Annotated in this window: 15 protein-coding genes; 2 read left to right on the top strand and 13 right to left on the bottom strand. The window is 34.8% G+C overall.

Annotated elements, in window-relative coordinates; translation table 11 throughout:
* The 13 genes from Q5O30_RS11175 to rho all read right to left on the bottom strand — a co-directional run.
* On the bottom strand, positions 1-1,090 hold a 1,090-nt coding region (locus Q5O30_RS11175), incomplete at its 3' end, for an ABC transporter ATP-binding protein (protein WP_302674708.1).
* On the bottom strand, positions 1,087-1,563 hold the full coding sequence (locus Q5O30_RS11170) for a S24/S26 family peptidase (RefSeq protein WP_021953830.1): 477 nt from the start codon (positions 1,561-1,563) through the stop codon (positions 1,087-1,089). The genes Q5O30_RS11170 and Q5O30_RS11175, both read right to left, overlap by 4 nt.
* On the bottom strand, positions 1,556-1,819 hold the full coding sequence (locus Q5O30_RS11165) for a PqqD family protein (protein ID WP_021953829.1): 264 nt from the start codon (positions 1,817-1,819) through the stop codon (positions 1,556-1,558). Before Q5O30_RS11165 ends, Q5O30_RS11170 begins: the two co-directional genes overlap by 8 nt.
* A complete protein-coding gene (locus Q5O30_RS11160; RefSeq protein ID WP_021953828.1) occupies positions 1,819-2,550 on the bottom strand; it encodes a hypothetical protein in 732 nt (243 codons plus the stop codon). The genes Q5O30_RS11165 and Q5O30_RS11160 overlap by 1 nt, the downstream gene beginning before the upstream one ends.
* A 71-nt stretch (positions 2,551-2,621) precedes the next feature.
* Entirely contained in the window at positions 2,622-3,353 is a 732-nt protein-coding gene (locus Q5O30_RS11155; protein WP_021953827.1) for a CpsD/CapB family tyrosine-protein kinase, read from the bottom strand.
* Positions 3,354-3,357: 4 nt separating this feature from the next.
* Positions 3,358-4,278, bottom strand: coding sequence for a YveK family protein (locus Q5O30_RS11150; protein WP_021953826.1), 921 nt, complete (start codon positions 4,276-4,278; stop codon positions 3,358-3,360).
* A 23-nt stretch (positions 4,279-4,301) separates the two neighbouring features.
* Positions 4,302-5,030, bottom strand: coding sequence for a CpsB/CapC family capsule biosynthesis tyrosine phosphatase (locus tag Q5O30_RS11145; protein ID WP_021953825.1), 729 nt, complete (start codon positions 5,028-5,030; stop codon positions 4,302-4,304).
* Between the two features lie 103 nt (positions 5,031-5,133).
* Positions 5,134-5,955 carry a sugar phosphate isomerase/epimerase gene (locus tag Q5O30_RS11140; RefSeq protein ID WP_021953824.1) on the bottom strand — a complete coding sequence of 274 codons (822 nt, stop codon included), beginning with the start codon at positions 5,953-5,955 and terminating at the stop codon, positions 5,134-5,136.
* A gap of 2 nt (positions 5,956-5,957) precedes the next feature.
* Positions 5,958-7,028 carry a peptide chain release factor 1 gene (prfA, locus tag Q5O30_RS11135; RefSeq protein WP_021953823.1) on the bottom strand — a complete coding sequence of 357 codons (1,071 nt, stop codon included), beginning with the start codon at positions 7,026-7,028 and terminating at the stop codon, positions 5,958-5,960.
* A 27-nt stretch (positions 7,029-7,055) separates the two neighbouring features.
* Positions 7,056-7,901 carry a peptide chain release factor N(5)-glutamine methyltransferase gene (gene prmC, locus Q5O30_RS11130; protein ID WP_021953822.1) on the bottom strand — a complete coding sequence of 282 codons (846 nt, stop codon included), beginning with the start codon at positions 7,899-7,901 and terminating at the stop codon, positions 7,056-7,058.
* A 3-nt stretch (positions 7,902-7,904) separates the two neighbouring features.
* Positions 7,905-8,942 carry a DUF1385 domain-containing protein gene (locus tag Q5O30_RS11125; RefSeq protein WP_021953821.1) on the bottom strand — a complete coding sequence of 346 codons (1,038 nt, stop codon included), beginning with the start codon at positions 8,940-8,942 and terminating at the stop codon, positions 7,905-7,907.
* A gap of 68 nt (positions 8,943-9,010) precedes the next feature.
* Entirely contained in the window at positions 9,011-9,211 is a 201-nt protein-coding gene (gene rpmE / locus Q5O30_RS11120) for a 50S ribosomal protein L31 (RefSeq protein ID WP_021953820.1), read from the bottom strand.
* 105 nt (positions 9,212-9,316) lie between these two features.
* A complete protein-coding gene (rho, locus tag Q5O30_RS11115) occupies positions 9,317-10,894 on the bottom strand; it encodes a transcription termination factor Rho (RefSeq protein ID WP_021953819.1) in 1,578 nt (525 codons plus the stop codon).
* Between the two features lie 229 nt (positions 10,895-11,123).
* Here rho and Q5O30_RS11110 point away from each other — a divergent pair, with 229 nt between their 5' ends.
* On the top strand, positions 11,124-12,272 hold the full coding sequence (locus Q5O30_RS11110; protein WP_021953818.1) for an NADP-dependent malic enzyme: 1,149 nt from the start codon (positions 11,124-11,126) through the stop codon (positions 12,270-12,272).
* A 28-nt stretch (positions 12,273-12,300) separates the two neighbouring features.
* The coding region (locus Q5O30_RS11105; protein WP_302674707.1) for a 4Fe-4S cluster-binding domain-containing protein at positions 12,301-12,492 on the top strand (192 nt) is incomplete at its 3' end.

Here is a 12,492-nt window from a genome sequence, read left to right as displayed (position 1 = left end):
CACTTTCCCTACCATAATTAAATTTAATATTTTTAAACTCAGCCAGTTTAAACTTGGAATAAAATTTATCTGCATCAACCTTAACCTGATTTTTTCTTTCAACATCAATATCTTCAATTTCCATAATTCTTTCTGCCGATGCTAAAATTGCATAGTATTGTGGAATAACCTTGGTTATGCTTACAAAAGGCGTCTGTATCTGGGAAATAAGCTGTAATACCGCAGTAAGGGTTCCATATGTCATAGCATTGGTACACACTTTAAGGGTGCACCAGATAAGAGCAAACAAATAACCCATATTAAAGGCAAATCCAAATCCTGCATTGGCAAAGATACTGATTTTTCTTCTTTTCATCTTTGCATCATAATTTATTCTTTGCAGTTTGTCACCTTTGCGGCAAAACTCATCTTCAACTCCAAAGGTTTTTACCACCAGCATACTCTCAATTGTTTCCTGAAAAAATGACCTTACCCTGCCATCTGTTTCCTGAACTTCCTTGTGAAGACTCTTAAGCTTTGACCTGAATATTAATGTTATAAAGGAAATCACCACTCCTGCAATAATAAATAATGAGGTAAATTTCCAGTCAAACAGTACCAGTACAATAAAAGCTCCTGCAAACTGAGTAATAAAATATAATACGTTTGGCACTATATTGGTTATTCCGTCAGTTATTATCCTTATATCACTGGTAATGCGGTTCATTAATTCTCCACTGTGATACTTATTAATGCTGTTATATTTTTTTTCAAGTATTTCTCCAAACAGCTTAGAACGCATTTGCATTTCCATTCCTGCCTGAACTTTTATGGATAAACTTTGTGCGTATATCCGCAAAAAAAGTCTGAATGCAATAATTGCTAATATAACTATTCCATAAAAAATAATCTGATTTCTGTAATAAACAAAATCAGATTGTACCTTAGACACTGCTGCCTTTTGGGCTGCATCTATGGCGTACTTACTTACCAATGCCAATGCCGTAGATACTAATGCCAATACAATATTAGAAACACTTAAAATTAATATTTTAGGAATTTCTTTTTTCCCATTTTTAATTATCCATTTTAAACTCTTTGTATCTTTCATCTAACTATTCCTAGAAGTTTTCTTTTTATTTTTCCTGCAATATGTCTTAATTTTCTAAGCCACTTTCTTATTTTAACTGTTTTACACCACACAATACAATAAAGCTTATATGACATTTCAGTTCCACTATATTCCTTACCTTTTCTTGAAAAGTGTTCCACAATTCCAATTATCTGTTCCTGAGTGATACCTTTTTCGTTGACAAACTGATTATCACCACGCATTGTGTAGGTTCCGTCTTTTGGTATATCAACAATTCTATGTAATACATACTGCCCGTTATCCCTTACATAAAATGCAATGTCATATTTTTTTAATGGGAACAAGGGACTTTTCAGGGTGACACTATCCTTATTGTTTCTTAAGGTAGGAAGCATACTGTTTCCTTTAGGGGTAAATCTTACTGTTCCATTATAATTTAGCTGTTCTTTTATAAGGGGAACTATATCTTCTATTGACACAACCTTATTCAAGTAAACCCTCTCCTTCTACCTTCTTAATAAAGTCATCCACATCCTTTTGGGCTATTTCCCGTTCCACCTCATACTCACTAATTAAATCCTCTATTAGCTGTTCCTTAGTAGTTCCATCTAACATCTTAGAAAAAATAAATGCTCCTGTTTCATTTAAACTCATCATTCCGTTAAAATCCAGTGTTGCCTGACCGATTGGAACAACCACATTATTCCCTGCAACATTTCTAAGTAAAAAACCTTCTCTAATCTTCATTACACTCTCCTAATTTTTTCGTATGCCGTAATCACAGCATCATCACTTATGTTACATCCCATTTTGTATATTGGGGTTGATGTTAAAATTTCTTCCATATATTGTAAGACTAAATCCATTTTTTCTTCCCTTTTAAGCCTTCTTACCGTCTGATTAAAAAACAATGGGATAGCCTCCTTAACCTCTATCGGAGTTATATGGTTCTCTTTTGCCCTTTCCAAAAAAACAATGGCTCCAAGTTTTGCCTTTACATTAATATTTAAGTCTGTTTTTCCACTCCACGGAGTTCCGTAAACAAACCACTGTCCATTTTCTAACCTTAAAACAGGTTTATCATCATTTATGATAAATGCCTTTTCCTTAAAATGCTCAATCCACAGACCTGTGTGAGTTGATTTTCCCGTACCACTGTCTGCTGAAAACAAATATGCATATCCATCTACAGCTACTGCTGAAGAATGCAGCATACAACCATGGTGATTTATTAGAAGCCTGTTAAATATAGTACCTGTATATATATATTCAATGCTTTCTAAACTACATCCCTGCATATTCTCTTCCTGCATTTTTTCATAAAATTCATTATCCAAATCAATGACTGCATCCGCTTCCTCTTCCTTCCACATATGTCTTGCTATATACGGAAGCGCCTGTTGCCTGGTTCTTTCATAGTATGTTACCATCAAAACCTTCAACCCTGCAATCTCATATCTGTCCTTAATAAACTCCATATATCTTCCTTTAATAAATTACACCTATGAAATTGCCATAGGTGTAATTCTATAATTATTTATATTCTCCGTTATTTATATTCTCCGTTATTTCCATAGCCGTAACCGTAGCCATAGCCATAACCTTTCTTTGAGTATTTACCATAGTATCCACCATAATAACCACCCTTTTCTTCAGGATCAACCTTATTTAAAACTGCTCCTAAAATTCTACATCCGGATTTTCTCATTTGCTCAATTTGTTTCTGGGCATATTTGTAACTGATATTTGCCTGTGAAATAAGGAAAATAACTCCATCTGTCTGCTGTGCAACAATGGCAGGGTCTATAACCTGACCAATTGGTGGTGTATCAATAATAACGTAATCATATTCCTTTCTTGCTGTTTCCAGCAATTCCGTAAACTTTTCATTATTTAAAAGCTCCGCAGGATTTGGTGGAACAGGGCCTGACAAAATCAAATCCATGTTTTTTACGTTAGTACTGTATCTTACATCATCTAACTGCTCTACACCTGAAAGATACTGAGTAAGTCCTTTAATTGCCTTGTTTATTTTGTACCTTCCGATTAACACTGATTTTCTTAAATCAGCATCTATAAACAAAACTTTCTTTCCTGTTTCTGCCATGGAAATGGCAAGGTTGAAAGACACCATTGACTTTCCTTCATTAGGAACACAGCTGGTAAGAGAAATTATTTTAACATCATTTCCACAGAACTGTACATTAGTTCTTAAGGTTTTATATGCTTCCTTAGTTTTAAAGTCTAAATCCGTTATTTTATCAAGATTAATATTTAACATTCCCTTACTCCTTTCCCTGGTTCTTATCCTGAACTAAGTCTTTGTTTTTAGCTGCTACCTTATCTGACTTTTTCTCTTTTTTCTTTTTCTTTTTGTCCTTCGGTGCACTGCTGCCATATCCATATCCGTAAGATGACCTTCTGCTGCTTTCCTCACTCTTTAAAGGAATAGCTGCTAAAACGCTTACTCCTAAACGTTTTTCAATATCATCCGGTGTCTTAATGGTATCATCTAATATAAATAAAATGATAACTACAAGAAGGGAAATTCCAAAACCTGCAATAAATCCCATCATGGTATTTCTCTTAACATTAGGTGATGCCGGTGTTGTAGGGAGTTCCGCCTCATCTACAGATCTTACCGGTTCAAGGTCATCCATAATTACCTTTAATCTTTCATTTGCCACCTCTCTTACCTTATCAGCAATCTTTTTTGCTAACTTAGGGTCTGTATTGGTAACTGAAATTTCCATAATTCGTGTATCTGTTTCTACATTTACGGTAATCATTTTTTCCAATTCATCCGTTGACATATCTAAATTAAGTTCTTTTTTTACCTCCTGTAAAACCGGTCGGGTTGTAAGAAGGGTCTCATAATCCTTTGCAAGATAAGATGCAAAAGCGATATCCGATGTTGTAAGCGTCTTCTGATTTGGATCCTGCTTACTTAATATATAAACCTTGGTTGTGGCAACATACTGTGGGCTAATAAAAAATTTAGTGTATACAAACGCCACCCCACCTACTAAAATTCCTATTAAGATAATAACAAAAAGCCTGTTTAAAATTGTTGCGAACAAACTTCTAACGTCAATCTCAATTTCATTTTTCATTTCATCACTTTCTATTCCATTTGGATAAAACGTATTATATCCCGGCTGACCGTCTACTTTATTGCCAAATCTGTTTTCCATTCTGTTGTCCATTTATCTACCAGTTCCTTTCAAAATTATATGTACTCACCCTTCAATATCTTTGATGGATTTTCAACTAAAATCCAGTTAAGATAATCTTCATTGTACTTTTTTTCTAAATAATTCACACATTCTTCCCAATAAACGCCTCGTCTTCCCAAACTATGAGCGTCGCTTGCAATAAGATGCAGATAATCATTATCAATAAGTTTTGATACAAATTTATGTTCACTTCCAAAAACACTTGTAACATTTACCTGCAAATATGCCCCCATTTCAATTAAGTGACTAATATTTTTATTATTTACCCCCTTAAATGCATTCCTAAGACACTTATATCTCTCACAATGAGCTATTACCGGAATATATCCTCCGTTTAGCAATGAACTTATATATTTTTCCATTTGCGAAAAAATTACTGTAGGATAAAATTCTACCAAAACATAATTTGTCTGAGCCAATGTGAATAATTCACCACTTGAAAGCATCTGTGCCATATCATTACATGCCATAATTTCATTGCCTAAAAAAAGATTCATTTCAGGAATTATTTCTTTCGCCTCTTTTTTTAATACCTGAAAATTATCTTCTATTAACTGTCCCTCCGGCATACATTCTCCGGCATGGTAATGTGGTGTACATATTACATTTCTTACACCCTGACTATACTCTTTCTTCAAAATATCTATTGATGTTTTAAGGGATGGTGAACCATCATCAACCTGAAACAGGATGTGGCTGTGAATATCTGTAATGCCTGTCATAATTGTATTCCTCCTTAATGCCACAATTATGTTTAATTGTACCAAAAAATCCACAATCATACAACTACCTAATATAACAAAATGAAATCCCACAGTATATTTTCTAACCAATATACCGTCGGATTTTTTCAAAACATTTATTTAACATATTTATATCTATTTTCCCATCGTTGCCAAAAGCCGTAGCTTCTACAGTAAAGGTATCTTTATACCCGTTTTCCCTTATATAATCAAAAAATTTATCAAAGTCAAAGTGCCCTTTTCCCGGTGGAAGTGTTTTTAATCTGCTCCACTCCATATATCCACCACCATAATCATTAACATGATAGTGTCTTATATGTTTTTCTTTCCACAATATGTCATACTTATCATCATATAAGAGATTTTCCTGACAATGAAAAGCCGCCATTTTAGTATCATATATAAAGTGAATATCTGGATACCGATTTAACAGTTCCATCCAGTGTTTCATTGGATTTTCATGATTGCACACGACATTTTCAATTAATAAATCTATCTCATAGGCTTCGGCAATTTTTCTAAGAATACCATAAGCTTCAAGATTATTTGAAAAATTAGAATCTGACGTGACTCCATCCCATAAATGAACAACCATTTTATGAACTGACAATGCCTTTGCCATTTTGCAGTTGATTTCAAACCGCCTTACGGCCTCTGCCAAATCTTCCTTAGAGCCTTTGCTGATGTACTCTCCTATATGTTTTTCGCAATGCATAACAGGAATATTTATATTTAATTCCAAAAGGAATTTCAAAATATCTCCCTCTAAGCCATACCATGTAGAATACATCATAAATTCAAATCCATCGCAGTTAAGCTTATGACAAACATCCCTTAGAATTCGATAGTCTCTGTTGTTTGGTCGTCCTATTAAAGCTCCTGTAGAGCATAGTATCTGTGCCACAATTAATCATTCACCTTTGCTAATTTTGCAGCCTGGTCGGCAGCAATACACTGATTAATTATCTCATCAATATCACCATTCATAATGTTTTCTAATCTATGAGATGTATATTTTATTCTGTGATCGGTTACTCGTCCCTGTGGGAAGTTATATGTTCTGATTTTTTCAGAACGGTCTCCTGTACCTATCTGACTTCTTCTTGCTTCTGATTCTGCATCCTGCTTTTTCTGGCACTCTAATTCATAAAGTCTTGCTCTTAATACCTTTAATGCCTTATCCTTATTTTTAAGCTGTGACTTTTCATCCTGACATGAAATAACAATACCTGTAGGAATATGAGTAAGTCTTACAGCTGAATCCGTTGTATTTACACACTGTCCACCGTTACCTGATGCTCTAAACACATCAAAACGGCAGTCATTCATATCTATTTCCACGTCTACTTCTTCTGCTTCCGGCATTACTGCAACTGTAGCTGTTGAAGTATGGATACGTCCACCGGACTCTGTTACAGGAATACGCTGTACACGATGTACACCACTTTCGTATTTAAGTCTTGAATATGCACCCTGACCGTTTACCATAAACACAACTTCCTTAAATCCGCCAAGTCCGTTTTCATTAACTGATATTAATTCTGTCTTCCATTTCTGGGTTTCCGCATACATACAGTACATTCTGTAAAGTTCAGCTGCAAACAGGGCTGCCTCGTCTCCGCCGGCACCACCTCTTATTTCAACTACAACGTTTTTGTCATCGTTCTCATCCTTTGGTAAAAGAAGAATCTTTAACTGTTCTTCCATTTCAGGAATTGAAGCTTTGGCTTCGTTCATTTCTTCCTTTGCCAATTCTCTCATTTCCTCGTCGCTTTCTTCATCTAAAATAGCAAGACTATCCTGAATGGTCTCCTGTGCTTCCTTATATTTTCTGTATAATTCCACAATAGGAGCTAAATCACTTTGTTCCTTCATAAGTTTTCTGAAATTACTCTGGTCACTTACAACATTAGGATCATTTAACTGCTCCATAATCTCGTCATATCTTTCTAATATTCCATCTAACTTTTCAAACATTTTTTTACCTACTTTCTCATAACCAAATTATCTAAGTGCAAAAACAACCCTGTCATTTTGCGAATAATCTTTTATAATTTTTATTTTTTCAAATCCCTGTTCATTTAATATTTTAGAAACAGACCTTCCCTGATTATAGCCTATTTCAAAGAAAACTGCTCCCTGTTCTTTTAAATACCGACTTAAATTGTTACATATGTTCCTATAAAATTCAAGTCCGTCTTTTGTTCCGTCCAGCGCAATGCGGGGTTCAAAGTTTCTAACCTCAGGCATCAGCTTTTCTATTTTTTCTGATTCTATATATGGAGGGTTTGACACTATTACATCAAAACATTCCTTTATATTTTCAAATAAATCAGATTCTATAAAATCAACCCCGGCACTATTTTCTTTATTGTTAATTTCAGCAATCTCCAAGGCCTTCTTTGAAATATCTGCTCCAACAACCTGTGCATTATCACATAATTTATCTATTGATATGGCTATACATCCTGAACCGGTACACATATCAAGAACCTTTACTTTACGTTCCTGACTATTAATATATTTAATAACCTCTTCCACTAATATTTCAGTGTCCTGCCTTGGTATGAGAACATTTTCGTTGACTTTAAAATTAATTCCCATAAACTCCTGATTTCCTGTAAGATGTTGAAGAGGTATATGCGCAGCTCTTTTTTCTATCAGCTGATTGTATATCTGTGCATTTTTCACATCTGTTTCCATGTCAGGATGTACCAAAAGTTTGTAATAATCTATATGAAAAACATATTCTGCCAGAAGTCTGCTGTCTATAACATAGTCTGTCACTTCTGCCTTTTTTAACTTTTCAGAAGCTTTAGCTATTAAATCTTTAATTAAAATCTTTTCCATAGTCTAAAATTTCCAATTATACCCTGAGCCTGCCTTAACTTCTTCGTAACTTTCAGGCAACGTTTCTTCTTTTTTATCTTCCGGAAGTGCAATTCCATTATCTCTTAAATAAGTTTCCCAGTCAAAAACTGCCTCAACAGCTTCTATTGCAACTTCTATCATATCATCATCAGGTTCTTTTGTTGTAATTCTCTGCATCCACAATCCCGGCTTACTTAAAGCACTGATTATAGGGTTATTAGAAGAACCTGCCTTTCTGATAAATTCGTAGGAAATGCCTGCAATTACCGGAATAAGTAATATTCTTATTAAATATTTAAGCCATACTGTATCTGTTCTGATAAGTAAAAACATAATAATACTTATAACTAACACAATTAACAAAAAGCTTGTTCCACAACGCTTATGAAATCTTGAGCTGCTTCTTACATTTTCAACATTAAGCACCTTGCCGTTTTCTATACAGTTAATACATTTGTGCTCTGCACCATGATACATAAAAGTTCTTTGTATGTCCTTCATTAATGAAATAAGTAAAAGATAGCCAATAAAAATTATCATTTTGGCAATACCTTCTATAACCGGCACATGACTCTGAGTAATGCCCGGCACATATTTTTCCATTAAATCAGCAATAAATAAAGGTAGCAGCATAAACATTACCACTGCTATTACAACAGATAAAGCCACTGTAAATCTCATTATTATTTTTTCTGCCTTATCTCCAAATTTTCTAAGAAGCCATTCCTCAAATTTATCCGGTTCTTCTTCTCCTTCATCATCAAAAAAGCTTGCAGATAATGTTAATGTTTTTATTCCTAAAATCATTGAATCAATAAAATTAAAGACTCCCCTTATAAACGGAAGGGACAGTATTTTATTACCCTTTGTTATTCCCTTATACTTTTCTACTTCTACTTCAATGGTTCCATCTGACTTTCTTACGGCAACGGCATAATCATCTTTATTTCTCATCATTATGCCTTCTAAAACTGCCTGACCGCCAATTCCTGATGAACCAAGTTTATTATTCTCACTCATATTAGTCACCTGTATATATACATAAGAAAATAGGTTGAGAATCACTTCTCAACCTGTTATCCTTAAAATTATTTGATACCATATTTTTTGTTGAACTTATCAATTCTACCACGGGCTGAAACAGCTTTCTGCTGTCCTGTGTAGAAAGGATGACATGCTGAGCAAATTTCAACATGGAGTTCTTTTTTAGTTGAACCTGTTACGAATGTGTTACCACAGTTACATGTAACGGTTGCTTCCTGGTAATCTGGATGGATTCCTTTTCTCATTACATTCACCTCTTTTTTATTTTTATGCTAATTGGCAACGCCAATCCGTTTTTACTCAATAGCCTAGACATTATATCATAGTGATAACATAATAGCAACCCTTTTTTAACGATTATTGTAGTTATCTCTGTTATTATGGTTGTTATTATATCCACCACCATTATTGTTAGTGTATGTTATCTTTAATCTTCCTATTTTTTGAACGAATTCTTTGTTGTCACTTGTCCTTGCAAACAGGTTAAGTATCTGTTCAACAGCATCTTCCTTTCGCATACCGTTGGTTTCTTTTCTAATTATATATGATGCTCCAAGTTCATCGGAATCTAAAAGTAAGTCCTCTCTTCTTGTTCCGGACTTCGTAATATCTATAGCAGGGAAAATTCTCTTTTCAGATAATTTACGGTCTAAAACAAGTTCCATATTACCTGTTCCCTTAAATTCCTCGTATACAACATCATCCATCTTACTTCCCGTATCAACCAACGCTGTGGCAAGTATTGTAAGACTTCCGCCTTCACGCATATTTCTTGCAGCACCAAAAAATCTCTTTGGCATGTGAAGAGCTGCAGGATCAAGACCACCGGAAAGAGTTCTTCCACTTGGTGGAACAGTCATGTTATATGCTCTTGCAAGTCTTGTAATACTGTCAAGGAGAATAATTACATCTCTTCCGTGTTCAACAAGTCTTTTTGCTCTCTCTATAACCATTTCAGAAACTCTCTTATGATGATCCGGCAATTCATCAAATGTAGAATAAATTACTTCAACATTTTCACCCTGTATTGCTTCCTTAATATCTGTTACTTCTTCCGGTCTTTCATCAATAAGAAGAATAATCATATGCATTTCAGGATTGTTCTGCTGTATTGCCTTAGCTGTTTCCTTTAATAATGTTGTTTTTCCTGCCTTAGGTGGCGAAACAATCATACCACGCTGGCCTTTACCTATAGGACTTACAATATCAACAATTCTCATTGCAATGCTATGTCCGTCTGTTTCAAGATGTATTCTCTCATTCGGAAAAACAGGCGTCAGTGTTTCAAAGCTTGGTCTGTTAACGGAATTTTCAAGAGGTTCTCCATTAATCTTCTCTAAGTAATACAACGCTCCAAACTTTTCATTTTCTTTCTTATCACGGACTTTTCCTGTAATCATATCTCCTGTTTTAAGTCTGAATTTTTTAATCTGGGATGGTGCCACATAAGCATCAGCCTCTCCCGGAAGATAATTGTCGCATCTTATAAATCCATATCCCTCAGATAATACCTCTAGAATACCTGTCTTAGTATCATTATCTTCCTGAGGTAATTCATTTTTCTGTTCCTTAACCTCTTTTGTAATCTTTGTTTCTCTATTATTTTCTTCTATGTTTTTACTTTTTACCTTACGATGTTCTTTTGAAGATCTGTGTTCTCTGCTTTTTTTAACTTCACCACTTTTACTTCTTCGTGATGAATGTTCTCTTCCTACCGGTTTCTTTTCTTCGTCAGATGTACTCTTTACCAGTGTTTCAGCCTTTTTAGCTGCTTCCTTTTCTAATGTCTCCTGTTCCTTTTTTTCATTAACCTCAATAATTCTGTCTATAAGCTGTTGTTTTCTCATTATTGTAACAGACTTAATACCATTAGCCTTTGCAATTTCTCTCAGCTGAACTACAGGCAATGAACTTAACTTTTCTCTCATTAGACTCCTTTCAAGGGTTATTACCCTAATAAGTGTTTTTAGTTTTAATTTATTAATCTCTATATAATGGATTTAATATTGGGGATACCCCAAAGACATCTTTTTTCAGACAATTCATTCTAACACATATTTTTAAAAAATAATAGAGTAAATTCTAAAAATATGATATGCTTTATTAATGTATGAATTTACCGTACTTAATGACATTTTAAATTTTTGGAGGTATAAAATGACAACAGACGAAAAAGCACTGGAATTACACGAAAAATGGAATGGTAAAATTACTACTGAAGCCAAATGCCATGTAAAAACAAGAGAAGATTTATCATTAGCTTATACACCGGGAGTTGCAAAGCCATGTATGGAAATAGCAAAAAATCCTGATGACGTTTATAAATACACATGGAAAGCCAACACTGTAGCCGTGGTATCCGATGGAAGTGCCGTTTTGGGACTTGGAAATATCGGAGCAAAAGCTGCAATGCCTGTTATGGAAGGAAAGGCTGTTTTATTTAAAGAATTTGGTGGGGTAAATGCGGTTCCTATCTGCTTAGATACCCAGGATTCTCAGGAAATTATAGATACTGTAGTAAGAATTGCCCCGGGATTTGGTGGAATTAACTTAGAAGATATATCTGCTCCAAGATGTTTTGAAATAGAAACTAAATTAAAGGAAATCCTTGATATTCCTGTATTTCATGACGACCAGCATGGTACTGCCATTGTAGTTTTGGCTGGTATAATTAATGCCCTTAAGGTTGTTGGAAAGAAAAAAGAAGATTGTAAGGTTGTAGTAAACGGCGACGGTTCTGCCGGTATTGCAATTTCAAAGCTTTTGCTTAAATATGGTTTTAAGAATTTAACAATATGCGGTCTTTACGGTATTTTATCAAAGGATATTAAAGACCTTAACTGGGCTCAGAAGGAAATGGCTGAAGTTACAAACCTTTCCGGAGAAAACGGCACGTTAAAAGATGCATTAGTTGGTGCAGATGTTTTCGTAGGAGTTTCCGCTCCAAACATTGTTACCGGTGAAATGGTTAAAACCATGAATAAAGATGCCATTATGTTTGCCATGGCAAATCCTGTACCTGAAATCATGCCTGATGTAGCTAAGGCTGCCGGTGCTAAAGTTGTGGGAACAGGACGTTCTGATTTTCCAAATCAGGTAAACAACGTTGTAGCCTTTCCGGGAATATTTAAAGGTGCCCTTGAAGGCAGAGCAAAACAGATTACAGAGGAAATGAAGCTTGCAGCTGCTTTAGCCATTGCTTCATTAGTTCCTGATAATGAATTAAATGAAAATAATATACTTCCTGAAGCATTTAACCCTGATGTGGCAAATGTTGTAAGCGAAGCTGTTAAAGCCAATATTTAATTTATAAAACTATTAGGAGTTCATTAACATGAATTATGCAGAAATAAAAACTTATGATGTGGCAAATGGTCCCGGAATCCGGTTATCCCTGTTTGTAAGCGGCTGTCCTCACAGATGTCCCGGATGTTTTAACCAGCAGGCATGGGATTTCAGTTATGGAAAGCCTTTTACTAACGAAACCATTAATTGCATTATTAAGGAACTAAGCTTCCCCGCCTAT

The organism is Eubacterium sp. CAG:161, assembly GCF_000432355.1.
Taxonomy (GTDB): Bacteria; Bacillota; Clostridia; order Lachnospirales; family Lachnospiraceae; genus Eubacterium_G; species Eubacterium_G segne.
This window is presented reverse-complemented; position numbering and strand designations above follow the sequence as displayed.